Annotated in this window: 21 protein-coding genes; 9 read left to right on the top strand and 12 right to left on the bottom strand. The window is 69.8% G+C overall.

Going from position 1 to position 22,899, the window contains the following annotated elements:
- Nucleotides 1–403: 403 nt before the first annotated feature.
- Complete coding sequence (locus ABGB10_RS26020; RefSeq protein WP_347663585.1) at nucleotides 404–2,212, top strand: FG-GAP-like repeat-containing protein; 1,809 nt, start codon at nucleotides 404–406, stop codon at nucleotides 2,210–2,212.
- Between the two features lie 62 nt (nucleotides 2,213–2,274).
- On the opposite strand, the gene ABGB10_RS26015 is transcribed toward ABGB10_RS26020, so the two are convergent.
- From ABGB10_RS26015 to ABGB10_RS25985, 7 genes are all read right to left on the bottom strand, one after another.
- On the bottom strand, nucleotides 2,275–2,595 hold the full coding sequence (locus ABGB10_RS26015) for a multidrug efflux SMR transporter (protein WP_347663584.1): 321 nt from the start codon (nucleotides 2,593–2,595) through the stop codon (nucleotides 2,275–2,277).
- Nucleotides 2,596–3,277: 682 nt separating this feature from the next.
- Nucleotides 3,278–4,549 carry a sigma-70 family RNA polymerase sigma factor gene (locus ABGB10_RS26010; RefSeq protein ID WP_347663677.1) on the bottom strand — a complete coding sequence of 424 codons (1,272 nt, stop codon included), beginning with the start codon at nucleotides 4,547–4,549 and terminating at the stop codon, nucleotides 3,278–3,280.
- Nucleotides 4,550–4,552: 3 nt separating this feature from the next.
- Nucleotides 4,553–4,954 (bottom strand): YciI family protein, encoded by a 402-nt coding sequence (locus ABGB10_RS26005; protein WP_282261540.1) that lies wholly within the window; start codon nucleotides 4,952–4,954, stop codon nucleotides 4,553–4,555.
- Nucleotides 4,955–5,049: 95 nt separating this feature from the next.
- Nucleotides 5,050–7,185 carry an alpha-galactosidase gene (locus tag ABGB10_RS26000; RefSeq protein WP_347663583.1) on the bottom strand — a complete coding sequence of 712 codons (2,136 nt, stop codon included), beginning with the start codon at nucleotides 7,183–7,185 and terminating at the stop codon, nucleotides 5,050–5,052.
- Nucleotides 7,182–8,063 (bottom strand): carbohydrate ABC transporter permease, encoded by an 882-nt coding sequence (locus ABGB10_RS25995; RefSeq protein WP_347663582.1) that lies wholly within the window; start codon nucleotides 8,061–8,063, stop codon nucleotides 7,182–7,184. Before ABGB10_RS25995 ends, ABGB10_RS26000 begins: the two co-directional genes overlap by 4 nt.
- Nucleotides 8,060–9,016 (bottom strand): sugar ABC transporter permease, encoded by a 957-nt coding sequence (locus ABGB10_RS25990; protein ID WP_347663581.1) that lies wholly within the window; start codon nucleotides 9,014–9,016, stop codon nucleotides 8,060–8,062. The genes ABGB10_RS25995 and ABGB10_RS25990 overlap by 4 nt, the downstream gene beginning before the upstream one ends.
- A 21-nt stretch (nucleotides 9,017–9,037) precedes the next feature.
- Nucleotides 9,038–10,366, bottom strand: coding sequence for an ABC transporter substrate-binding protein (locus ABGB10_RS25985; RefSeq protein ID WP_347663580.1), 1,329 nt, complete (start codon nucleotides 10,364–10,366; stop codon nucleotides 9,038–9,040).
- Nucleotides 10,367–10,650: 284 nt separating this feature from the next.
- On the opposite strand from ABGB10_RS25985, the gene ABGB10_RS25980 reads away from it, so the two are divergent.
- Together ABGB10_RS25980 and ABGB10_RS25975 are read left to right on the top strand one after the other, a co-directional pair.
- A complete protein-coding gene (locus ABGB10_RS25980; protein WP_347663578.1) occupies nucleotides 10,651–12,654 on the top strand; it encodes a beta-galactosidase in 2,004 nt (667 codons plus the stop codon).
- Nucleotides 12,655–12,691: 37 nt separating this feature from the next.
- The gene (locus ABGB10_RS25975) at nucleotides 12,692–13,468 is read left to right on the top strand and encodes a DeoR/GlpR family DNA-binding transcription regulator (RefSeq protein WP_347663676.1); all 777 of its coding nucleotides are present in this window, start codon (nucleotides 12,692–12,694) and stop codon (nucleotides 13,466–13,468) included.
- Between the two features lie 250 nt (nucleotides 13,469–13,718).
- Here the strand turns inward: ABGB10_RS25975 and ABGB10_RS25970 are convergent, their stop codons facing one another.
- Both ABGB10_RS25970 and ABGB10_RS25965 read right to left on the bottom strand, forming a co-directional pair.
- Nucleotides 13,719–13,955 carry a hypothetical protein gene (locus tag ABGB10_RS25970; RefSeq protein ID WP_347663675.1) on the bottom strand — a complete coding sequence of 79 codons (237 nt, stop codon included), beginning with the start codon at nucleotides 13,953–13,955 and terminating at the stop codon, nucleotides 13,719–13,721.
- Between the two features lie 98 nt (nucleotides 13,956–14,053).
- A complete protein-coding gene (locus ABGB10_RS25965) occupies nucleotides 14,054–14,326 on the bottom strand; it encodes a DivIVA domain-containing protein (protein ID WP_347663577.1) in 273 nt (90 codons plus the stop codon).
- Between the two features lie 336 nt (nucleotides 14,327–14,662).
- Here ABGB10_RS25965 and ABGB10_RS25960 point away from each other — a divergent pair, with 336 nt between their 5' ends.
- Both ABGB10_RS25960 and ABGB10_RS25955 read left to right on the top strand, forming a co-directional pair.
- Complete coding sequence (locus tag ABGB10_RS25960; protein ID WP_347663576.1) at nucleotides 14,663–15,532, top strand: helix-turn-helix transcriptional regulator; 870 nt, start codon at nucleotides 14,663–14,665, stop codon at nucleotides 15,530–15,532.
- Entirely contained in the window at nucleotides 15,529–15,738 is a 210-nt protein-coding gene (locus ABGB10_RS25955) for a DUF397 domain-containing protein (RefSeq protein WP_347663575.1), read from the top strand. Before ABGB10_RS25960 ends, ABGB10_RS25955 begins: the two co-directional genes overlap by 4 nt.
- Here ABGB10_RS25955 and ABGB10_RS25950 read toward each other — a convergent pair.
- A complete protein-coding gene (locus ABGB10_RS25950; RefSeq protein WP_347663574.1) occupies nucleotides 15,735–16,352 on the bottom strand; it encodes a TetR/AcrR family transcriptional regulator in 618 nt (205 codons plus the stop codon). The genes ABGB10_RS25955 and ABGB10_RS25950 overlap by 4 nt on opposite strands.
- A 40-nt stretch (nucleotides 16,353–16,392) precedes the next feature.
- Here ABGB10_RS25950 and ABGB10_RS25945 point away from each other — a divergent pair, with 40 nt between their 5' ends.
- From ABGB10_RS25945 to ABGB10_RS25935, 3 genes are all read left to right on the top strand, one after another.
- Nucleotides 16,393–17,550, top strand: a complete 1,158-nt coding sequence (locus tag ABGB10_RS25945; RefSeq protein WP_347663572.1) for a nucleotide disphospho-sugar-binding domain-containing protein — start codon at nucleotides 16,393–16,395, stop codon at nucleotides 17,548–17,550.
- Between the two features lie 146 nt (nucleotides 17,551–17,696).
- On the top strand, nucleotides 17,697–18,596 hold the full coding sequence (locus ABGB10_RS25940; protein ID WP_347663571.1) for a HEAT repeat domain-containing protein: 900 nt from the start codon (nucleotides 17,697–17,699) through the stop codon (nucleotides 18,594–18,596).
- Nucleotides 18,597–18,659: 63 nt separating this feature from the next.
- Nucleotides 18,660–19,610 carry a sporulation protein gene (locus ABGB10_RS25935; protein WP_347663570.1) on the top strand — a complete coding sequence of 317 codons (951 nt, stop codon included), beginning with the start codon at nucleotides 18,660–18,662 and terminating at the stop codon, nucleotides 19,608–19,610.
- Between the two features lie 68 nt (nucleotides 19,611–19,678).
- On the opposite strand, the gene ABGB10_RS25930 is transcribed toward ABGB10_RS25935, so the two are convergent.
- Both ABGB10_RS25930 and ABGB10_RS25925 read right to left on the bottom strand, forming a co-directional pair.
- Nucleotides 19,679–20,053: a hypothetical protein gene (locus ABGB10_RS25930; RefSeq protein WP_347663568.1), complete on the bottom strand. Its 375-nt coding sequence runs from the start codon at nucleotides 20,051–20,053 to the stop codon at nucleotides 19,679–19,681.
- 175 nt (nucleotides 20,054–20,228) lie between these two features.
- Complete coding sequence (locus ABGB10_RS25925; protein WP_347663567.1) at nucleotides 20,229–22,271, bottom strand: glycerophosphodiester phosphodiesterase family protein; 2,043 nt, start codon at nucleotides 22,269–22,271, stop codon at nucleotides 20,229–20,231.
- Nucleotides 22,272–22,461: 190 nt separating this feature from the next.
- On the opposite strand from ABGB10_RS25925, the gene ABGB10_RS25920 reads away from it, so the two are divergent.
- On the top strand, nucleotides 22,462–22,881 hold the full coding sequence (locus tag ABGB10_RS25920) for a hypothetical protein (protein ID WP_347663566.1): 420 nt from the start codon (nucleotides 22,462–22,464) through the stop codon (nucleotides 22,879–22,881).
- Nucleotides 22,882–22,899: the final 18 nt, after the last annotated feature.

Raw genomic sequence — 22,899 nt, 5'->3', positions numbered from 1 at the left:
TGACAGTGGCCGGATCCGCGCGGGCCCGGCCACTCGCTCGCCGCCAGCGGAGGGTGAAGGCATAGCGTATTTTGGATGAATTCCGCAAGACGAAGTGCTGTGGGATTCCCCATATCCATGGGGGGCGGTGGATGAATTGATTGATCCCTAAGGTGAGCCTGCGGTTGCTTTCCGGTAACCGCTCAGCCCGCAGGGGCCACGGGGGTCCTTCATGTACGACTGTGCACAGTCGTGCCCACGATCGACGGGCACGACTCGCTTCAACACGCCCGGAGCCAGCGCGCCGTGCTCGACAGCCGGCCAGGTGAGCGCGGCACGGCGTGTCCTCGCCGCGTTCCGACGCACGTCGCCAATGGTGCGTGCCGCGCAGCGTCCCTGCCTTGTGATCCAGAAAGGATCATCAGTGTCATCGTCCTATCGACGGCGAGCGGCCCAGGCAGGCTTGCTCGCCGCAACACTGGTGGCGGGGCTCCTCAACGCCTCGCCCGCCCAGGCTGTCACCGGCGGGACCGCGGTCACCGACGCGTCGTTCGCCTTCGTCGCCAAGGTCGACGTGGGCTCGCTGGAGCGCACGTGCAGCGGTTCGGTGGTCGACGCCTGGTGGGTGCTCACCGCCAAGAGCTGCTTCAGCTTCGACGGTCAGGCCGTGGTCGCGGGCAAGCCGCCCAAGCCGACGACGGTCACCGTCGGGCGACCCAACCTCACCACCTCGACGGGCGCGGTCGTGTCCGCCTTCCGGATCGTGCCGCATCCCAACCGTGACCTCGCCCTCGTGCGGTTGGACACCCGGGTCGACGTGACCCCGGTGGCACTCGGCGCCGCACCCACGGCCGGTGAGCAGCTCACCGGTGCCGGCTTCGGTCGCACCGGGACCGCCTGGGTTCCCGACCAGTTGCACAGCGGCGCCTTCGCGGTCGAGGCGGTCGGGGCTTCCACCCTGAACATCCTGGGCACCGGGCAGACCGGCATCTGCCGGGGCGACCTCGGCGGCCCCACCGTGCGCATGGTCAGTGGCAAGCCGCAGTTGGTCGGCGTGCACTACAGCTCGTGGCAGGGCGGCTGCTACGCCGAGACGGAGACCCGTCGCGACGCGGTGGACACTCGCGTCGACGACCTCGCGTCCTGGTTCACCTCGACCATCCCGCAGGGCGCGGCGACCGACGCCTACGAGGACGTCAACTTCCTGTACACGTACGACCCGGGAGAGGGCGCCCCGGTCACCTTCCCGGCGACGTCGACGGGCGGGTTCGGCAGCCCGATCGGTTCGTGGAAGAGCACTGAGAAGCGGTACCACCGGGACCGGGTCAAGGTCTTCAACGACGACTTCGACGGCGACGGCATCAAGGACGTCGTGGCGTTGTCGACCGCTGCCGATGGCAGCTTCGCCATCGACACGTTCATCACCCAGGCCGACGGTAAGTACGGCGCGCCGCTCCGATCCTGGACGGCCGGTGCCAGCTGGGGTCACATCACCAGCATGAAGATGGCCTCCGGGGACATCAACGGTGATGGCCGGGCCGACCTGACCGCCTTCTACGGATATGAGCTGGGCAACGGTAAGGAAGCCTGGATCAACTGGATCGCCCGACCGGACGGCGGGTTCGACGCCCCGAGCACGGTGTGGGAGGCGACCACCTTCGGCAACTGGAACAGCACCGCCGTCTTCGCCGGGGACGTCAACGGGGACGGACGGGCCGACGCCTCCCTGTTCTACGCGTACAGCGGTTCGAACAGTGGGGCCATGTCGATCATTACCTGGCCTGGTCAGGCCGACGGCAAGTTCGGCACCCCGTACACCTCCTGGTCCACCCCGAAGGAGAAGCCGTTTGCCGCACTCGCCGACATGAAGCTGATGGCCGGCGACTTCAACGGCGATGGTCGCGGGGACGTGGCGGTCCTCAAGTACGTCGGTTCCAGCAGCACCAGCCTGCACACCTTCACGGGCAAGGCGGACGGGACCTTCAACGCGCCCGCCCAATCCTGGTCGTCGACCACCTTCGGTCACTTCGCCAGCATGAAGCTGGCCGCCGGCGACTACAACGGCGACAAGCGCGACGACCTGGCCGTCCTCTACAGGTACGCCGACGACGGCCTCAGCATGAACACCTTCCCCTCGACCACGAGCGGCGGCTTCGACGTGCCGTTCGGTTCGTGGGTCAACCGGCCTCGGACGTTCGGTTGGTGGGTCAACATGAGGTTCGACGGGGAGTAGTCGTCTCCGCCTGATCCACGGGTCCCCCGCTTCCTGATGGAGGCGGGGGACCTTCGGTCTGGTCAGTGCTCGCCGGTGAGGTTCACGATGACCACCCCGGCGATGATCAGTGCGATGCCGGCGAGCTTGGCCAGCCCGACCGGCTCGTCCAGGAACACCACTCCGATCGCCACGATGGTCGCGGTGCCCAAACCCGACCAGAGGGCGTACGCGACGCCGACCGGAATCTCCTTGACCGCCTGCGCCAGCAGCAGGAACGCCAGCACGTAACCGGTCAGGCAGCCCACCGTCGGCCAGAGCCGGCTGAACCCCGCGGTGCTCTTGAGCAGGCTGGTCGCCAGCACCTCGGCGAGGATGGCGATCCCCAGCAGCACGTACGCCATGCGGTCCTCAGTCCTGAATGCTCGACGGCGGATGTCCGTGGTCAGGTTATCGTCGGCGTCCGGCACCGCTCGACATCCAACAGGCGCCGTCGTCGCGTGGCCCCATCGCGCCGGACGGCGGACGACCCCGGGCACATCTCACTGGGCCCCTTTGGAGCTGATGTCGCAAACGATTCAGCCGCGCCGCCCTCTCGTGGCGTGAATCCATGCCCGGCTGCGCGGCGGCCCGGCAGCCCGGCTGCGCGGCTGCGCGGCGGCCCGGCTGCGCGGCGGCCCGGCTGCGCGGCGGCCCGGCTGCGCGGCGGCCCGGCGGCCCGGCGGCCCGGCTGCTTGACCGTTTGGCCGCTTTCCAAGGTCACTTGCGCTGCCATCGCGACTGGCCGGCGCTGGCGGGCTGCCGGCCGCGAACGCCCAGGCCCGCCGGGTGACCCCCTTCGGGCACCGGTGGGCTGTGCGGCTGGAAAGCGTCGTGGGCGCGGTGATCGGGCGTCCTGGTCGAGCGTGGATGTTCGGCGGGCGGGTGAATCGTCTACGACATCAGCTCCATAGGCAGTCCGGGGGACGCCATGCTCGTCTCCTCGGCGGACCGCGCCGACCGCCGACCGCCGACCGCCCACCGTCCGGCGACGCACGCACCACACCGACCGTGCCGGCGGGATCCGTCGAGGTCGGTCGGTCCGGGTCAGTCCCCGGTTTGCGCCGGTGCGAGCTCGGCAGCGAGCCTTGCCGCTCGCATGGTGAGGTAGCGCTGCTCGGGCAGGCTGTTCGTGCGCGCGGCGGCGGCCCGGTAGTCCAGGATCGCCCGCTCGCGGTCACCGGCCATCTCGTGCAGGTGCGCGCGGGCGGCGGGCAGCCGGTGGTGCCCGGCGAGCCGGGGGTCGTCGGCCAGCGCGTCGACGGCGGCGAGACCGGCTGCCGGCCCGTGCACCATGGCGGTCGCCACGGCCCGGTTGAGCGCCACGACCGGGCTGCCGGCGAGTCGTTCCAGCACCTCGTAGAGCGCCAGGATCTGCGGCCAGTCGGTCGCGTCGGTGCTCGGTGCCTCGTCGTGCAGCGCGGCGATGGCGGCCTGCACCTGGTACGGGCCGACCGGCCCACGCGGCAGAGCCCGGGTGACCAACGCGACCCCCTCGGCGATCGCCGTTGCGTCCCAGCGGCTGCGGTCCTGGTCGGACAGGGAGATCAGCTCGCCGGAAGGCCCGGTCCGCGCTGGACCGCGTGCCTCGGTGAGGAGCATCAGCGCCAGCAGCCCGGCCGACTCGCTGTCGTCGGGCAGCAGCGCGTGCAGCGCGCGGGTGAGCCGGATCGCCTCGGCCGCGAGGTCGAGCCGGCGCAGGTCCGGGCCGGTGGTGCTGGTATGCCCCTCGGTGAAGACCAGGTAGAGCACCTGCCGGACGGCCGTCAACCGGTCGGCGCGCTCGGCCGGCTCGGGCATCCGGAACGGTAGCCCGGACGCGCGGATGCGCTGCTTGGCCCGGCTGATCCGCTGTGCCATGGTCGCCTCGGGCACCAGGAAGGCGCGGGCGATCTCGGCGGTGCCGAGTCCGCCGACGGCGCGCAGGGTCAGCGCCACCGCAGCCGTCGGGGCGAGCGCCGGGTGGCAGCAGAGCATCAGCAGGACCAGGGTGTCGTCCCGCTCGGCGGTCAACTCCTCGTCCGCGGACGGCGCGTACCGCTGGTCGTCCGGGTTCCGGCGGGCGACCAGGTCCTCCCGGCGGCGTCGGGCCTGCTCACCGCGGACCAGCTCGATCATCCGGCGGTAGCCGACCTGGATCAGCCAGCCGCGTGGATTGTCCGGCACCCCCTCGGCCGGCCACTGGGTCGCGGCGGCCAGCAGCGCCTCCTGCACCGCGTCCTCGGCGGTGGCGAAGTCACCGAAGCGGCGGGCGAGCACGCCGAGGACCTGCGGCGCAAGTTCGCGCAGCAGGTCCTCGACGCGGGGATCGGTGGTCAGCGTTCACAGCTCCTGCGGTGGCGCGGACATCACCGGGTGCACCTCGATCGGCATGTTCAGCGGGCGGCCACCCGGGCCGGGCGCGGTGGAGATGTGCGCCGCCAGCTCCACCGCCCGCTGCGGGGTGTCGCAGTCGACGATCCAGAACCCGGCGAGGAACTCCTTCGTCTCGGCGAACGGCCCCTCGGTGACGACGGGCGCACCGCCCTCACCGGCGCGGACGATCCGGGCCTGCTGCGGACCGCCGAGGCCCTGCCCGTCGACCCATTCCCCGGCGGCGGTGAGCTTCTCGTTGACCTCGCCCATGAACGCGATGTGCGCCTGGACCTCCGCCGGGGTCCAGGTGTCGATGCTCGGGAAGTCGGTCCCGGCGGCACTGAACTGCATCAGCAGCATGTACTTCATCGTCTCGCTCCTCACACCTGCGCACCATCCTCGGTGCTCTCACCCTGAGGTAGAAGCAGGCGGCCCCGTTCTCGACACCCCGGGCAAAGATTTTTCTAGCCGGCCTCGGCGACCTCCAGCATCAGGCTCTGCTCCGGGTGCAGCGCGGGCATCTGCAAACCCACCCGGGCCAACGCCGCCCCGGTCAGGACGACACCGTCCGCCAGCCAGGCCGGTGCGGACCGGTCGATGGTCGCCGGCAACGGCACGTCCGACACCGGCCGCACCCGGTAACGGCGCTCCGGATCCAGGCCGGGCAGCCGGACCGCGCCGGGGGACTGCGTCGCGGAGGTGGCCAGCCGCGCCACGGCGTACACCGCTCGGGTCTTGTCGCCGTCGACCACGCCGTGTGCCCAGACGGCCGGGTCCGGGTGGTCGACCCGGACCACCCGGCCGGCGTGCAGCAGCGGGCGCAGGCGCTTGTGCAGTGCCACCCAGGCGGCCAGCTCGGTCTGCTCGGCGGTGCTGATCGAGGTGATGTCCCACTCGATGCCGTGGTGGCCGAAGAGCGCGGTGGCCGCCCGGAAGCCGAGGTCGTGCACGCGGTTGGTGGTGTGTGAGCGCCGCGGTCCGATGTGTGTGCCGACCAGTTCCGGCGGCAGCAGCAGCCCGGTCCAGCGCTGGATGCTGAGCCGTTCCAGGGCGTCGTTGCAGTCGCTGGCCCAGATGCGGTCGGCGCGAGCCAGGATGGCCAGGTCCACTCGGGCCCCGCCGGACGAGCAGCTCTCGATCTCCACGCCCGGATGACGGCTGCGCAGTTCGTCGAAGAGGCGGTAGACGGCCAGGGTCTGCGTGTGCACCCCGGGTCGGCCGTGGTGCCCGGCCTCGGTGAGGTCCCGGTTCTGGTCCCACTTCAGGTAGCTGATACCGGGATGTTCGGTGAGCAGGGCGTCGAGACGTTCCAGCACGTGGTCGTACGCCTCGGGGCGGCCCAGGTCGAGCACCTGCTGGTTGCGCCACGCCGGCGGCAGCCGCCCCGGTACGGCCAACAGCCAGTCCGGGTGCGCGCGGAACAGGTCGGAGTCGGGGTTGACCATCTCCGGCTCCACCCAGAGACCGAACTCAAGGCCCCGGCCGGTCACGTGGTCGATCAGCGGTTGCAGGCCGTCGGGCCAGACACCCTCGTCGACGTACCAGTCGCCGAGGCCGGCGGTGTCGTCGCGCCGGCCGCGGAACCAGCCGTCGTCGAGCACGAACCGCTCCACACCGATCTGCGCGGCCCGGTCGGCGAGGGCCCGCAGCCGCTCCAGGTCGTGGTCGAAGTAGACCGCTTCCCAGACGTTGAGGGTCACCGGCCGGGGGGAGCGCGGGTGCCCGGGTCGGGCCCGCAGGTGCGTGTGCAGCACCTCGCTGAGCCCGTCCAGCCCGGTGTCGGACCAGACCGCGTAGAGCAGGGGCGTCTCGTACGACTCGCCGGGGCCGAGCCGGACCTCACCGGGTGCCAGCAGCTCGCCGCCCCCGAGGGTCGACTCGCCGGTGGGCCGGCGCTCGGCGAAGGTGACGTGATCACCGCTCCACGCCGTGTGCACCGCCCACAGCTCACCGTGGCCGAAGCCGAATCCGGGGGTGCCGGCGACCAGTAGCAGGGTGGCGTCGTGCCCGGTCCGCCCGTGCCGGCCCTCGCGGACCCAGGCGCCCTGCTGCCACGGGTGCCGCTGCGGGGACCGTTCCCGGCACCACCGGCCGGTCAGGTCGAGCAGTTCGGTCGCGACCGGCGGTACCGGCAGCACCGGGGTCAGCTCCCGCAGCTCGTACGCGCTGTCGCCGTCGTTGCGCAGCCGGTGCCGGACGGTCAGCAGGCCGTGCGGGTCGAGCATGATCTCGATGGTCAGGGCCAGCCTGGCGGCCGGGTCCGACGCCCGCACGCTCAGCCCCGCCGCGCCGGGCCCGTCGTCGTTCACGTCCCACCCGTCGAGGCGGAAGGAGGTGGACCAGTCCCGGCCGTCGCGGTGCCCGGCCACACCTGGGCGACCACTCCAGCCGGCGCTCGCCTCCGGTAGGAGGGACAGCACGGGTGGCTCGTCGAAGCTGCTCGGCACCACCGGCGGTACGGTCGCGTCGGTGAGCTGGCGCAGGCCGTCGTCGTCGAGGTCGCCGACGTCGCCGCCCCAGTGCACGACCCGGGGCAGCCCCGGGCCGCGCGCGTCGAGCACCAGGCTGGTCCGCGCGCGGCGCAGGTGCAGGATCGTCATCCCTTTGAGGCTCCCAAGGTCAGGCCCCGAACGAAGTGCCGCTGGAGCATAAAGAAGATCACGAGCGTGGGGATCGCCACGAGGACGCTGCCCGCCGAGACCAGGTTGTTGTCGGTGAAGAACTCGCCTCGCAGGTTGTTCAGCGAGCTGGTCACCGGGAACTTGTCGCCGGTGCGCATCAGGACGGTGGCCCAGAAGAACTCGTTGTAGATCCAGGTCACCTCCAGGGTCGCCAGCGCGGCCAGGGCCGGCCGGCACAGTGGCATGGTTACCTGCCAGTACTGCCGCCAGACGCTCGCTCCGTCGACCATCGCCGCCTCGTAGAGGTCGCGGGGGAGCGCCTTCATGTAGTTGCTGAGCACGAAGACGCAGAACCCGCACTGGAAGGCGACGTTGATCAGGATCAGGCCCCAGTAGCTGTCGTAGAGCAACTCGGAGTCGCTCATGAACTCCGGCAGCGGCACCTCGGTGAACAACCGGAACAGCGGGATGAGCAACGCCTGTTGGGGCAGCAGGTTGGCCGCGGTGAACACCCCGAGCAGGACGATGTTGAGCTTCCAACTGAACCGGGCGATCACGAACGCCACGCAGGACGCGAGGAAGAGGGTCAGCAGCACCGCCGGCACGGTGATGTAGACCGAGTTGAGAAAGTGTTGCCCGAACTCCGCCGTGCGCCAGGCGGTGACGTAGTTGTCGAAGGTCCAGCCGCCGAACGACACGTAACCGTTGGCGGCGGTGTAGTCGTAGGAGCGCAGCGACGTCAGCACCGCCCAGGCGATCGGGAAGAGCCAGGCCAGCGAGACGGCGATGAGGAAGCCGTGCAGCAGCAGCCGCAGTGGGGTCAGCTTGCGCCGACGGACCGGAGTGTCGACGCTCATTCCCGGTTCTCCCTCATCACGGTCGCCAGGTAGATGGTGATGAAGACCAGCGAGACGACCAGCATGATCGTCGCCAGCGCCGAGCCGAACCCGATCCGGCTCGCCTCACCCACCACGTTCTGGGTGACCAGCGCGGAGATCAGCTCCAACCCGTTGCGGCCTTTGTTGACCACCCAGACCAGGTCGAACGCGCGCAGCGACTCGATCACGGTCACCACCAGCACGATGATGTTGATGGGTCGCAGCACCGGGAAGACCACCCGGAAGAAGGTGCGGGCGTCGGAGGCGCCGTCCACCGCCGCGGCCTCCCGCAGCGACGGGTCGACGCCCTTGAGCCCGGCCAGGTAGAGCAGCATGATGTACCCGACGTGCCGCCACCCGGAGGCGACCAGGACCGCCCAGATGTTGACGTTCGAGTCGCCGTACCAGTCGACGTTGCTGTTGAACACCGCGTTGATCAGGCCCTGGTCACGGGAGTACAGCAGCTGCCAGACGAAGCCGATGAGCGCCAGCGAGAGCACCACCGGCAGGTAGAGCGCGGTCTGGTAGAAGCGGCTGCCGCGCAGTTCCTTGTCCAACAGCACGGCCAGGAACATGCCGAACGGGGTGGCGACCACGAAGAGCGCCGCCAGCCAGAGCAGGTTGTGCTGGACCGCCGGCACGAAGGGCGGGTAGATGTTCACCACGTCGCTGTAGTTGCGCGCGCCGACGAACTCGATCTCGTTGAGTGGGCCGATGCCGTCCCAGTTGGTGCCGGAGAGCAGCACGGTGGCCGCCGCCGGCAACCAGACGAACCCGGTGACGAGCAGCAGCGGCACGAGCACCATCAGCGTGATGACCACGCGGTCGGTGCGGGACAGGAGCCGTAGCCGCCGACGACGACCACCAGTGGAGGTGGTCGTGGCCGGCGGCGGCACGGCGCGATCCGCTTGGATCAGGGGCAGGTCGGACACGATGTCCTCCCCCTTCCGCCGTCAGTCAGTGAAGATCGACTTTTTCTGGTTCTCGATGGACGAGACGAGCCCGCTGATGTCCTTCGGGTTCTTGATGAACTGCTGGATCGCCGGGATGATCACCGTGGAGGCGAAGTCCGGCCGGGTGTCCCGGTCGAGGAACTGGGCGATCTCGGTGGCCGACCCGACGAGTTCGGCTGCCTTCTTCTGCAGCGCGGTGTAGCCGCCGACGTTCGCGCCGCTGTTGGCGACGAGGATGGCCGGGTCGTTTGTGAGGGTGATGTCCGCGGACTCCTTGCCGCCGAGGTACTCCAGCAGCTTGCGTGCGTTGTCCGCGCTCTTGGGCTTGCGGGCCATCATGTAGCCGTCGATCGGGGCGTCCAGTGCCTTGGCGCCGATGGCCGGGTCGATCTCGGGGAAGGTGAAGAAGTCGAGGTCGTCCTGTTCCTCGTTGCTGAACTGCTGGCCGACGAAGAGGCCGAGCAGGTACATGCCGCTCTTCTTCTGCTGCAACGACTGCGCGGCCTCCTGCCAGGTGCGCCCGAGGCTGTCCGGCTGGTGCAGGGGGAGTAGACCCGCCCAGGTGTCGAAGACCTTCTTGACCTTGTCGGAGGTCCAGGCCTCCTTGCCGGCCATCAGGTCGATGTGGAACTGGTAGCCGTTGATCCGCAGGTTGAGGATGTCGAAGGTGCCCATCGCCGGCCAGCCGTCCTTGTCGGCGAAGGCGATCGGGATCAGCCCGTCCCTCTTCATCTGCGCGCCGAGGTTGGTGAAGTCGGTGATGGTCTTCGGCACCTGGTAGCCGTACTGCTGCCAGACCGACTTGCGGTAGAAGACCGCCCACGGGTAGTACGTCGCCGGGACGAAGTACTGCTTGCCGTCGTCGCCGGTGGATGCCTTCTTGAACGCGTCGGAGTAGCCGGAGAGCTTGCTCCACACGTCGCTGATGTCGCTGGCCAGACCCTTCTGGGCGAAGAAGCGCATCCGGTAGCCGGCGAACCAGGTGAACACGTCGTCCGGCTTGCCCTGCAGGTAGTTGTTGATGTTCTCCTGGAACGTGTTGTGGTCGACCGTGTTGATGGCGACCTGGACCCCGGACGAGGTCTTGAACCCGTCGGTGACCTTGACCAGGACGTCCTTGGGCTTCGGGTCGGACTGGTTCGAACCGAGCGACACGTCCTTCGTGGACCCGCCGGAGCCGGAGTCGTCGCCGCAGCCGGCGAGCAGGCTGGTGCCGAGCAGCGCTCCGGTGCCGGCCGCGCCGGCCAGCAGCGAGCGCCGGTTGAGGCCGGCAACGGAGGGCGGTACGAGCCGAGCCAGGTACTCGGCCTGGGATTGGGGACGGGACATCTGTGCCTCCTGCGGATGAAGAGGTGCTAGTCCAAGGGCCATCAGGGGGTGGTGAAGGCGAATCCGTCGTCGTGATCACACATCGGGATCCACCGAGAATCCACATTGGCGAACACGAACGGCCATTGGGGCATCAAGCTACTCGTCCGCAGGCCACTGTCAAGAGGGATGTTCGCCTCTGATAACCCAGTCGTGACACGGCCGTTACGAGGTAAACGTTGGAAAGAAAGTCGATGTTGGAACCTGTTGACTTGCGTGCTCGACCCGGTGCACCCTCAGCTGTCATGCGGCAATGGCACGGTGACAGCATCTCTTTCGGTGGCGACTACAACCCCGAGCAGTGGCCCGAGCAGACCTGGTCGGAAGACGTCGAGTTGATGCGCCGGGCCGGGGTCAACCTGGTCTCCGTCGGCATCTTCTCCTGGGCACTGCTGGAACCCACGCCGGGCCGGTTCGAGTTCGGCTGGCTGGACCGGGCGCTGGATCTGCTGCACGACGGCGGTATTCAGGTCGACCTGGCCACCGCCACCGCCAGCCCGCCACCCTGGCTGGCCCGAGCACACCCGGAGACGCTGCCCCGCCGGGCCGACGGCGCGATCCTCTGGCCGGGTGGACGACAGGCGTACTGCCCCAGCTCCCCGGTGTTCCGGGAGCGGTCACTGGAGCTGGTACGCGCGGTCGCCGGCCGGTACGCCGAGCACCCCGCCGTGGTGATGTGGCACGTCTCCAACGAGTTGGGCTGCCACAACGCGCACTGCTACTGCGACGTCAGCGCCGAGGCGTTCCGCGGCTGGCTGCGCGAGCGCTACGGCGACCTGGACCGGCTCAACGACGCCTGGGGCACCGCGTTCTGGAGTCAGCGCTACGGCGACTGGGCCGAGATCAACCCGCCTCGCACGGTGACGGCCTTCGCCAACCCCACGCAGCAGTTGGACTTCCTGCGCTTCTCCTCCGACGAGCTGCGCGCCCAACTGCGCGCCGAACGCGAGGTGCTGAGGGCACTGGTCCGTCAGCCGATCACCACCAACTTCATGATCGGCATGGGCGTCAAGCACATGGACTACCAGTCCTGGGCGAACGACGTGGACCTGGTCTCCAACGACCACTACCTGACCGCGGCCGACCCGCAGGCACACCTCGGGCTGGCGCTCGCCGCCGACCACACCCGGGGCGTCGCCGGCGGCGACCCGTGGTTGCTGATGGAGCACTCCACAAGCGCCGTCCAATGGCAGCCACGCAACGTGGCCAAGCTGCCCGGGCAGCTGCGCCGCAACAGCCTGGCGCACGTCGCCCGCGGCGCCGACGGGGTGCTCTTCTTCCAGTGGCGCGCCTCCCGGGCCGGCGCGGAGAAGTTCCACTCCGCGCTGGTGCCGCACGCCGGGCCGGACACCAAGGTGTTCCGCGAGGTCTGCCAGCTCGGCGCGGACCTCAAGGCCCTCGCCGAGGTACGCGGCAGCCGGGTGGACGCCGACGTGGCGATCCTGTTCGACTGGGAGGCGTGGTGGGGCGTCGAGCTGGATTCGCACCCCAGCGTCGACGTGACCTACAGCGATCGGCTGAACGCCCTGTACGGCGCACTGTGGCGGGCCGGCGTGACCGCCGACGTCGTCCACCCGTCGGCCGACCTCAGCGGTTACCGGCTGGTCCTGGCGCCGACCCTCTACCTGGTCCGGGACGCCGACGTCGAGGCCCTGCACCGCTACGTCGAGGCCGGCGGCACAGCGGCCGTCACCTACTTCAGCGGCATCGTGGACGCCAACGACCACATCAGGCTGGGCGGATACCCCGGCGCGTTCCGTGAGCTGCTCGGCGTACGGACCGAGGAGTTCTTCCCGCTGCGCGAGGGTGAGCAGATCCGACTGGACGACGGGAGCACCGCTGACGTGTGGACCGAGTGGCTGCACGCCGAGGGCGCGGAGGTGCTCGCGTCGTACACCGATGGGCCGTTGCCGGGTGTGCCGGCGCTGACCCGGCACCGGGTCGGCGACGGCGCCGCCTGGTACGTCGGCACCCGCCTGGACGAGCCGGCCACCGACCGGCTGGTCGCCCGGCTCGTCGACGAGGCCGGTGTCCGACCGGCCGCGCCGGCACCGACGGGCGTGGAGGTGGTACGCCGACGCGACGGCGATCGCACCTGGCTGTTCGTTCTCAACCACACCGAGTCGGCGGCACGCATCCCGGTGCGCGGCGTCGAGTTGTTGACCGGCGCGCGGTGTGCCGGTGAGCTGACGGTGCCGGCCGGTGAGGTGGCGGTCGTCCGCGAGGATCGGTCCGACGATCAGGCCTGACCCCGACGACGGCCACGGCGTGAAGGAGGTTCCGCAGATGCTCGCCCAGCAGCGGCAGACCGCCATCCTCGATCTGATCCGCCAGCGCGGTGGTGTGCGGGTGAGTCACCTGGTCAGCCGATTCGGCGTGTCCGACATGACCATCCGGCGTGACCTCGAGGTGCTGGCCGAGCGCGGCCTGGTGGACAAGGTGCACGGCGGCGCGACGCTCGCCGGGCCGGGTTCGGCCGAGGAACCCGGCTTCGCGGCGAAGTCGATCCGGCAGCAGGCGGAGAAGCGGGCCATCGCCGAGCGGGCCGCGCGGATGGTGGAGCCGGGGATGGCCATCGCGCTCTCCGCCGGCACCACCACCGCCGCGCTGGCCACGCTGCTCTCCGACGTACGCGGGCTGACCGTGGTGACCAACTCGATCCCGGTGGCCGACGCGCTCTACCAGAACCCGCGCGCCGACCAGACTGTCGTGTTGACCGGCGGCATCCGTACCCCGTCGGACGCGTTGACCGGGCCGGTCGCCGAGGCGGCGATCAGCGCGCTCAACGTCGACCTGCTCTTCCTCGGTGTGCACGGGCTCAGCCCTCGCACCGGCTTCACCACCCCGAACCTGTTGGAGGCCGGGGTCAACCGATGCCTGATCGGCGCCGCGCGCCGGCTCGTGGTGCTCGCCGACCACACCAAGTGGGAGACGATCGGCATCGCCACCATCGCCCCACTGGAGGCCGCCGACGTCCTGATCACCGACGGCGGGCTGCCGGCCGAGGCCCGCACCACGATCGGCGAACAGGTCGGCGAACTGGTCGTCGTGGAGGTTGGTTAGAAGCCCGACCTCGCGCGTGCCCAAACCTTGATCGACTCGGCTTCCTGGAAACCGGGGTGTCCCGGTCACCTGGACACCGCGGTTTCCAGGAACCCGAGTCGACCATGCGGCAGCGCATGAGGCATGGCTCGCGTCGCGACCACGACTGCCGTGACGCACCCGACCACCACCAGCAGCCCGACCGCCGCAGCGACCATGGCTACACGTGCCCGCCTCCCCGTTCTCATCGTCCACGAGGGTAGATGTCGATCTAGGGATCGTCGACGGGCGAGCAGGCTTCGTCGTGGTCGGCCTGCCGCGCGCACCGGTGGCGGTCGGGCAGGACGCGGTCGCAGAACACCCAGTGCCGTACGTGCTGCGCGTCCTCGGCCGAGACAGTGATGCCGCCGGCGTCAATCTGCGGCATCGAGGCCAGCACGCGAGCAAGCGTCCGGGCCAGGTCCAAGGCCCCGACCAGGTCGGCGACCACCACCGGCAGATGGATCACGTACCGGGGCGTCGGCTCCGCCGTCTCGGTGTACGCCTCGACGGCGAATCGCGGCAGCGGTGTGAAGAGCCCGCTGTACTGGTGCTCCCAGCCCGGGCTCACGCCTGACGCCGCTCGGACCAGGCGGTCTGCCAGTCGCGCAGCGCCCGCTTGATCCGCGCGTTCTCCTCGCTCAGTCGAGCGACATCGTGGTGCAGCGTCGCCAGTTCCAACGCGACGCGGTGCAGGAACCGTCGTACCTCCCGGGGGTCCAGCCCTCGTCGGCCGAAACCGACGACGGGGAACTGCCGGTCGCGGACCTGGCTCGGATGCAGCCGCGCCAGCCGAGCGCTGCCGTGGAGCGTGCCGTCGTAGAGCGTGCCTCGGGTCATTCATCACCTCGCGCGTCGTGAATCGGCGGGCGGGTCAGGGTCGCGGGAGCGCCCTTTCCCGTGGTAGTTATTCGTCAAGTCGGTTCGGAGCCGGGATTCGCACATCCCGACGCTCCAGTTGAGACCCGACGAGAGCCCGGTATGCGACTGCCACTCGCGAGGCCGTCTCTCGTCACCTTCTCGGCTGTTGGCACAGCCGCGGTTGCCGTGTTTGCACCGGGCGTCCCCGGGGGCCGGCGATCACCCTCACCCGGAGGCCACATTTCCAGTGGCTTCGGTATTGGTGCAACGACACCAACGAAGTTCGTTTCGAGGGTCCGCGAGAAGAGGGGAACTATGCCCGCCAGGCGTGAATCGTTCGTGCAGACACTGCGGGCCCAGTGGCTCGGCCAGCAGATGCGGCAACTGCGGGAGCATCGCGGTATCACGCTCAAGCAGGCCGCCGAGTTCCTGGAGCGCGACTTCTCCTCGATCGCTCGATGGGAGCGTGCCGAGTGGCCTTTTCGGCGAGGTGTAGTGGTGTCCCTTCTCGACCTCTACGGCGAGCACGATGGGCGCGAGCGGAATCGCTTCATCCAGCTCGCCGAGGATGCCTGGCGAACGGACCGGTGGGACGACGACTACGACGAGTTGGTCGACGCCTCGTTCATCGACTTCCCCTGGCTCGAAAGCAGGGCGGAGCGAATCTGTTCCTGGGATGCCTTCCTCATGCCAGGCCTCATGCAGACGCCGGCCTACGCGGAGGCGGTGATCCGTAACGCGGAGGGGGAGGCGTCGACGGATTTCTCGGTCGGCAAGTGGTTGCAACTCAGGATTGACCGCCAACGCGTGCTGACACGGGAGCCGACCGTCCGTGTGGCCGCGATCATCGATGAGAGCGTGCTGCGCCGACCTGTCGGCGGTCCTGCCGTGATGCGTGGTCAGCTCCACCACCTGGGTGAGCTGATCAGCCAGCCGAACATCGATATTCGTGTGATGCCATCAAGAGTCGGGCTGCATGCCGGCCTCGATGGCTCTTTCGTGCTCTTCAGGATGCCCAAGCCATACCCAGAGGTTGCGTATGCCGAGACGCTGGGCGGGCGCCGCTTCATGGAATCTCCCAAGTCGAAGCGCTACGCCCTTGCGTACGATCGGCTTCGTGATGTCGCGTTGGATCAGCGCGAGGCGGCCAAGCTGATCGCGAAGATCAAGGAGGAACTGCCATGAGTGCAGCCTTGCCGGCGGTGGCCTGGCACGTCAGCACCCGGAGCAACAGCAACGGCGGCAGTTGCGTCGAGGCGGGGCCCGTCCTGGACGGTTCCGGTCGAGTGGCGGTACGGGACAGCAAGGATCGTGCCGCGGCAACCCTCGTCTACCCCGCCGACGGGTGGGCGGCGTTCGTCCTCGGCGTCAAGGTCGGCGAGTTCGGCTAGGGACTGAGCAGTGCCTCGGCGGCCCGTTCGACCAGCCAACGCTCGGCCTCGTCGTACGACCAGCCGCCTTCGTCGACGAGCTGTGGCCAGGAGTGCAGGCCGAAGTAGAACCAGAGCACCTGGGTTGCCTGCTCGACGGTGAGGCCCGGCCGCAGGGCGGACAGCTCGTCGAGGCGGACCGCGCCGACCCGCAGGGCCTGCCGGTAGGTCGCCGCCGCGTCCCGCGCCACGGTTGCCGCGCTCGGGGTCATGCCGGCGGCGGCCTTCATGAGGCGTACCTGCTGGTGGTGGTTCTGGTGGCCGTACCGGGTCCCGGCGCCGATCAGACGCAGGACCTCCCGGGGATCGGTGGCGACCGCGACGGCCGCCACGTTGCGGGTGGTCTCGGGATCGTTGACACCCGCCTCGATCAGTGCCCGTAGCAGGGTCGGCTTGCCACCGACGCTGGTGTACACGGTTGCCACGGCCACTCGGGCGCGCGCGGCGATGTCGTTGATGGTCGTCGTGGCGTACCCCTGGGCGAGGAACAGGTGCTGGGCCGACTCCAAGATCAATTTGCGGGTCTGCTCGGCGCTCTCCTGGCGCCGGCTGGCGCGGGGGTGAGCTGCGGCCATCAGGGCACTATACGGGGGTGTTCATCAGAAGAGTATTCTGATGACTATGCGAGTCCTCTTCTCAAATGTGCCTGCTTTCGGGCACTTCCTCCCGCTCCTCCCGCTGGCCCGCGCGTTCCGTCGCCAGGGTCACGAAGTCGCCGTCGTCACCGCCGCGGGCATGACCCCGCTCATCGCCCCCGAGGGGATCGAGGTGCTGCCGGCCGGCCCCATGCCGGACGTGCTCTTCGCCGAGGTGGGGCGCAAGCTCGGCCTCAACCCGGCGACCGAGCCCACCCCGGAGGCGGTCGCCGAGTTCTTCGCCGGTGTGCGGGTCGACCTGACCGCCGACGAGGCGTTGGCGCAGGCGAAGAGCTGGCAACCCGACCTGATCATCAGCGAGATGGTCGACTTCGTGGGACCGTTGGTCGCCACCAGCCTCGGCGTACCGCTGGCGACCCTCGCCTTCGGACCGTCGGTGCCGGCCGAGTTCACCGACGCCCTCACCGCAGTCGTCCGCTCCCGCTACGAGGAGCGCGGGCTGCCCGCACCCGAGCACACCCCCGCCGGCCGGTGGCTGCTGGACACCTGCCCGCCCGGGTTCCAGTTCGACAACTTCGCCGTACCGTCCGGTGTGGAGCGGATCGCGCTGCGACCCGAGCCCCACCAGTCGCCCGACGTCCCGGCCGGTGGCGGCACCCCACCGGCCGGTGGCCGGCCCCGGGTCCTGGTGAGCTTCGGTACGGTCTTCGCCGACCCCGCCGTCGTCGGCCCACTGCTGGGGGCCCTCACCGACGTCGACGTCGACGTGCTGGCCACGCTCGGCCTCGACGGCAAGCCGGAGGACTACCAGCTCGACTCCGACCGGGTGGAGTTCAGCCCCTTCGTGCCGCTCGCGCAGCTGCTGGAGAACGTCAGCGCCGTCATCTCCCACGGTGGCGCCGGCACCACCCTCGGCACGCTGGCCCGCGGCATCCCCATGGTGGTCGTACCCCAGGGTGCTGACCAGTTCTTCCAGGCCGACCGGGTCGCGGCGTCCGGGGCGGGCCTCGCGCTGATGCCCGGCCAGGCCGACCCGGCAGCCATCGCGGCGGCGCTGCGCCGGCTGCTCGACGAGCCGACGTTCACCGAGGCGGCGCGCCGCCTCAGCGCCGAGATCGCCGCCATGCCGTCGCCTGACGAGGTCGCCGAGCGGCTGCGCGCCGAGGTCATCGGCTGAACCCGCCCCGGGTGCCATGATCGACTCGGCTGCAAGGAAGCCGGGGTGTCCCAGGCGCCTTGGGACACCGCGTTTTCCATGAAACCGAGTCGATCATGGCGAGATAAGACCCCGCCGCCGACCGGTGCGCGTGGCACCATCCGGCGGTGGAGTCGCATGAGGTGGCGGAGTTGTTCGACCAGGCGGTGCAGCGGTTGCGTGCCGTCGTCGAGTCGGGCGAAGTCGACTCCGACTCCGACGACGGGTCTGACCTCCTTCGCCGCCTTACCGACTCGGGCGCGGAGGCCGTCGGGCTGGCCGTCGAGAAGCTCTCCGATCCCGAGCGTGTGGTTCGCGCGGCGGCCTGCGACCTGCTCGGCCTGGCCAGCAGCCTGTACATGGACGTGCGCGAGGAGGCGGCGACCGCCCTGATCCTGCTGGCGGAGCACGAGCCCGACCCCGAGGTGCACTGGTCGATCGCGCGGGCCCTCGGCAACACCTTCGACGCCCGAGCCCTGCCGACCCTGGTGGCCCTCGCGGGCAGCCCCGACACCGACGTGCGTTTTCAGGTCGCGGTCGCCGTGCCGGCGGTGCTCGATGATCCTCCGGTGGCGGCCGGCGAGGCGGTGTTGGTCGACCTGTGCGCCGACTCCGACCCGCAGGTCCGGGAGTGGGCCACCCTCGGCCTGGGCTGGGTGAGCACCGCGGACGGCCACACCGTCCGGCAGACGCTGTGGGACCGCACCCAGGACACCCACCCAGAGGTACGCGAAGAAGGCGCGCGGGGGTTGGCCCGACGGCGGGACCCGAGGGCGCTTCCCCTGGTACGCGATCTGCTCGCGCAGGACGAGGTCCACACGTTCACCTTCCAGGCCGCCGCGTACCTGGCGGACCCGTCGCTGCTGCCGCTGCTCGACGGCTTCGATCCCGGACCTGATCCATGCTCGGTGGCCGCATTCGCCGATCTGGCGGTATCCCGCGCGACGAATACCGCCATATCGGCGATCTGGCACGGAAAGCCACCGCGCCGGCGCGCTTCACAGCCACCTCACAGGGCATCTGGATAGGGTGCCCTTCGAGTCAACGTCCGACTCCATCCTGGATCGGTCGGCTGTCGCACAGGAGTTCCGATGGTCTTCAAGAAGATGTTGAGCGCGTTCGGCGTGGGCGGTCCCAGCGTGGACACCGTGCTGACCAACCCCAACACCCGGCCCGGCCTGACCCTCGACGGGCAGGTCAACCTCGTCGGTGGCGACGCCGAGGCCGCCATCGAGCAGGTGGTGATCGGCCTGGTCACCCGAGTCGAGGTCGAAGGACACGACACCGAGTACGCGGGCACGATGGAGTTCCACCGGATGGTGGTCAGCGGCCCGTTGCAGCTCGCCCCGAAGCAGCAGCTCTCGATCCCGTTCCAGCTGCCGATTCCGTGGGAGACCCCGATCACCGACGTGTACGGGCAGCGCCTGCGCGGCATGACGATGGGCCTGCGTACCGAACTGGCGGTGGCCCGCGCGGTCGACAAGAGCGACCTGGACCAGGTGGCGGTGCACCCGTTGCCGGTGCACGAGCGGATCCTGGAGGCGTTCCAGCGGCTCGGGTTCCAGTTCAAGAGTGCCGACCTGGAGCGCGGTCACATCCGTGGGGTCCAGCAGACGCTGCCGTTCTACCAGGAGATCGAGTTCTTCGCCTCCCCGCAGTACGCGAACACCATCCGGGAGGTCGAGTTGACCTTCGTGACCAGCCAGCGCGGCGTCGAGGTCATCCTGGAGTGCGACAAGCGCGGCGGGTTCCTCAGCGCCGGGCACGACGCGTTCGGCCGCTACCAGGTGTCGCACGCCGACGTCGACCGCGTCGACTGGGCGCAGGTCGTCGACGGCTGGCTGCGCGAGACCACGTCCCGCTACGGCAGCCTCCGCTCGCAGTACGGCCCGAGCCACGGCCACGGCCACGGTCGTGGCGGCATGGGCGTCGGTGGCATGGTGGCCGGCGCGGCGCTCGGTGTCGCCGGCGGCATGATCGCCGGCGAGATGATCGAGGACGCGTTCGAGGGCGACTTCGGCGACTTCGGTGGCGACGAGTAGCGGGTCGACAAGCGACGACAGTGGCCTCCGGGAGTCCTCCCGGAGGCCACTGTTCTTCGCGTGACGCGTCAGTGCTTGTTGCGCTCCCGGCCGGACCGGCGTGCGGAGCCGGCCTTCGACAGACCACGGCTGAGCAGGTAACCACCGGTCAGGATGGTCAGGAACAGCCACGCCTGGTTCGGGTTGTTGATGTTCAGCCCGTTGGCGGTGGTGCCCTTCCAGAACGCGGCGATGACCACGAGCGCGACCGCGGCGGCGTAGACCCAGAATTCCGTCGTCAGGAACGCCTGCTTGGTCTCCGTACCCGGCGACGGCATCGGGTCTCGGTGCCCGTCCCGCATGGACGGCATCTGCTGGGTCTGCATGTCCCGCATCGACGCGGGGTTCTGCGGGTCGTTCATGGGCCGGTTCATCGGCCGGGTGGAAGCAGCCTGCGTGCTCATCTGGTCCTCCTCAGGATGCGATGAGTCGTAGCCTTCCCTCGCCCCGCTACCGCGTTTCGGCCACGGCACGGTTCGCTTTCGTGGCGGGGACAACCCCCGACTACCCGAGGCCCCGGAGCAGGTAACACCGATCGCCGGCCGGAAAAATCCGGCCGGCGATCGGGTGTCGAGCGGGTCAGCGCAGGCCGTTGCGGATGGCCACGCTCACCAACAGGTCCGGGTCGTCGGTGATGATGCCGTCGACGCCGAGGTCGATGACCCGCTGCATCACCGTGGCGTCATCGACGGTGTACGGGATCACCTTCAGGTCGTCCCGCGTCTGGAGGGTCCGGACGTCCGGTCCGTGGAAGTATGCCGGGTTCTCCCGCAGGTACCAGTCGGCCGAGGCGACAGTGCCCTGCTTCGGGTCGTGAACCTGCCAGTTGGCCGACACCGTGCCAGCGCCGGCGGCCCGGGTCAGCTTGCCCAGGTCCTGGTACTTCCACCAGTCCAGCCCACCGGTCCACGGGCTCTTCACCGACGGGTTGCCGTACGCCGCCTGCAACGAGCACTCGTCGGCGAGGGTCGCGCACTCGGCCGGGCCGTACTGCCAGACCAGCGCGACCGTGCCGATCCGCCGGTCGAGCTGGCGGGCGTAGGTGATGGTGCGCCAGTCGAACGACTGGATGGTGGCCCGGTTGGTGAAGCCGGCGCGCTGGATCGCGTCGACCAGCTTGCGGGTGAAGCTGCGGTACGGCTCGGTGTCGTCCACCACCGGGCTGATCTTCGTCTCGATGTTCATCCCGATGTCACTGCGGCCACTCGCCTTCACCAGGGCGAAGACCTCGTCCAGGGTCGGGATCCGGGCACCCGGGGCGGGCACCTGCGCGGGCAGTTCCGGCAGCGTCTTCGTGCCGCAGTCGACGGTCTTGAGCTGCGCGAGGGTCAGCTCGTGCACGGGCTTGCCCACGTACGGGAACATGCGGTCACCGCGGCGCACCGGCTTGGTGTCGACGCAGTGCGACCCGTTGACCGTGCGGTCGTGCAGCACCACGAGCTTGCCGTCGGCGGTCACACCGGTGTCCAGCTCCAGCGTCGAGATGGCCCGGTTGGACAGCGCGTTCGCGAACGCCGGCAGGGTGTTCTCCGGCCGGGTGGCCCGACCGCCGCGGTGCGCCTGGATGTCGAACGGCGACGTGTACGCCTTCGGCAGCCGGTAGCCGCGCTGCGCCAGCAGGCCGCGCAACCGGTCCGGGTAGTCGGTGATGATGCCGTCCACGCCGTCGTCGATGAGCTTGGCCATGGTCGGCACGTCGTCGACGGTCCACGGGATCACCTTGATCCCGTAGCGGTGCGCCTGGGCGACCATCTCCTTGGTGACGTACGGCTGGTAGCCCGGGTCGGTGACCGTGCCGTTCTGCGGCATCCCGTGCACCGGCGAGAAGGCGCTGGCGCCGAAGCTGCGGATCGCCTTGATCGGGTCGCCGCCGAAGTCGTCGATGTCCAGCCCACCCAGCCACGGCGAGGCGCCGGGCTTGCCGGTCTGCAGGAAGTCGTAGTTGGTCAGGGCGACCAGCGGCAGCTTCGGCTCGACCTGACGCATGCGCATCAGCGCGCCCCAGTCGAAGCTCTGGATGGTGACCTGCTTGAGCAGGCCGGCGGCGCGGATCTCGGCCGCGGTGACCCGGACGAACTGCTCGCGGGGCGCGGTCTCGGTGGGCGCCCCGGCCTCGACCTTGGTCTCGACGTTGAGCTTCACGTCCTTCGCCCGGTAGCGGTTGACCAGCGCGAAGACCTCACGCAGCAACGGCATCCGGGCACCCGGGGCGGCAACCTGTCCCGGCTTGTCCGCGAGCGTCTTCGACCCGCAGTCCAACGAGCGCACCTGGGCCAGGGTCAGCGTGTTGATGTACTTCCCGACGTACGGGAACTCCGGGTCGCCGGGCGTCACCGGGGTGGTGTCGACGCACTTGGCGCCGCTGATCTTCCGGTCGTGGGTGACGACGGCCTGACCGTCCTCGGTGATCTGCACGTCCAGTTCGAGGGTGCTCACCCCGAGCTGGAGGGCGTTGCCGAAGGAGGCGAGGGTGTTCTCCACCCGCAGCCCCAGGCCGCCCCGGTGGGCCTGCACGTCGAATGTCCGGTCCGGTCGCGGCTTCGCCTGGGCGGGCACCGCGAGCCCGGTCGTCACCGTCGCGGCCACCAGAGCCGCGACGGCGGTACGGCGTACTGTGCGCACGCTGTCATCCCCTCCTGCCGGCGGGCATCTCCCACCGGTCGCCGGACAGCATGGACATCTCGCGCGGCGGGAAGGCGGCCAGCGGACGGCGCGACGGTGAACCGCCGTGGACGACCGCTGGTCAGGTCGGGTTTGGCTGGCCGGTGACCGGGCACGCAGTCAGTTCCACAGCTTCTGCGAGGTGATGGACGTGCGTGAGGACGACATGCGGCAGAACGCCGCCCGCGAGGCCGAGGACCGGATCGCCGGCGGCGTGTACGGCAAGGGCGCCCTCGACGAGGTGACCGTGCCCCGCACCGATGTGGAGAGCCAGATCCAGCGCGACGACCCGTTCGATCCGGCGAAGGAACGGATCGACCCACAGGTGCTGCGCGACGGCGGCCCCGTCGGTGGGCAGGGCGCGGTGACCACCACCGGTGGCACCGCCGGGCCGGCGAGCGTGCGCCGAGTGGCCCGCCAACCCGAACGGCATCCGGGCAAGGCCGCCCCGACCACCAACGGCGACGCCACCACCGGCGGCCTGAGCACCCCGATGGGCGGCGGCACCAGCGATCAGTCCACCTCAGCAACCGGCCCAGCAAAGTCCATCAGGGACAAATCCAACGACTAACCCCACCCACCCGCCCCC

This window comes from Micromonospora sp. B9E7, assembly GCF_039871815.1.
Classification (GTDB): Bacteria; Actinomycetota; Actinomycetes; order Mycobacteriales; family Micromonosporaceae; genus Micromonospora.
The sequence above is the reverse complement of the archived record's forward strand: the minus strand, read 5'-3'. Positions and strand labels throughout refer to the sequence as shown.

Excerpts from the sequence above, each read along its gene's own strand:
- ABGB10_RS26015 (WP_347663584.1), bottom strand. The coding sequence starts at position 2,595 with ATGGCGTACGTGCTGCTGGGGATCGCCATCCTCGCCGAGGTGCTGGCG.
- ABGB10_RS26005 (WP_282261540.1), bottom strand. The coding sequence starts at position 4,954 with ATGAAGTACATGCTGCTGATGCAGTTCAGTGCCGCCGGGACCGACTTC.
- ABGB10_RS26000 (WP_347663583.1), bottom strand. The coding sequence starts at position 7,185 with ATGACGATCCTGCACCTGCGCCGCGCGCGGACCAGCCTGGTGCTCGAC.
- ABGB10_RS25995 (WP_347663582.1), bottom strand. The coding sequence starts at position 8,063 with ATGAGCGTCGACACTCCGGTCCGTCGGCGCAAGCTGACCCCACTGCGG.
- ABGB10_RS25985 (WP_347663580.1), bottom strand. The coding sequence starts at position 10,366 with ATGTCCCGTCCCCAATCCCAGGCCGAGTACCTGGCTCGGCTCGTACCG.
- ABGB10_RS25980 (WP_347663578.1), top strand. The coding sequence starts at position 10,651 with ATGCGGCAATGGCACGGTGACAGCATCTCTTTCGGTGGCGACTACAAC.
- ABGB10_RS25975 (WP_347663676.1), top strand. The coding sequence starts at position 12,692 with ATGCTCGCCCAGCAGCGGCAGACCGCCATCCTCGATCTGATCCGCCAG.
- ABGB10_RS25965 (WP_347663577.1), bottom strand. The coding sequence starts at position 14,326 with ATGACCCGAGGCACGCTCTACGACGGCACGCTCCACGGCAGCGCTCGG.
- ABGB10_RS25960 (WP_347663576.1), top strand. The coding sequence starts at position 14,663 with ATGCCCGCCAGGCGTGAATCGTTCGTGCAGACACTGCGGGCCCAGTGG.
- ABGB10_RS25955 (WP_347663575.1), top strand. The coding sequence starts at position 15,529 with ATGAGTGCAGCCTTGCCGGCGGTGGCCTGGCACGTCAGCACCCGGAGC.
- ABGB10_RS25950 (WP_347663574.1), bottom strand. The coding sequence starts at position 16,352 with ATGGCCGCAGCTCACCCCCGCGCCAGCCGGCGCCAGGAGAGCGCCGAG.
- ABGB10_RS25945 (WP_347663572.1), top strand. The coding sequence starts at position 16,393 with ATGACTATGCGAGTCCTCTTCTCAAATGTGCCTGCTTTCGGGCACTTC.
- ABGB10_RS25935 (WP_347663570.1), top strand. The coding sequence starts at position 18,660 with ATGGTCTTCAAGAAGATGTTGAGCGCGTTCGGCGTGGGCGGTCCCAGC.
- ABGB10_RS25930 (WP_347663568.1), bottom strand. The coding sequence starts at position 20,053 with ATGAGCACGCAGGCTGCTTCCACCCGGCCGATGAACCGGCCCATGAAC.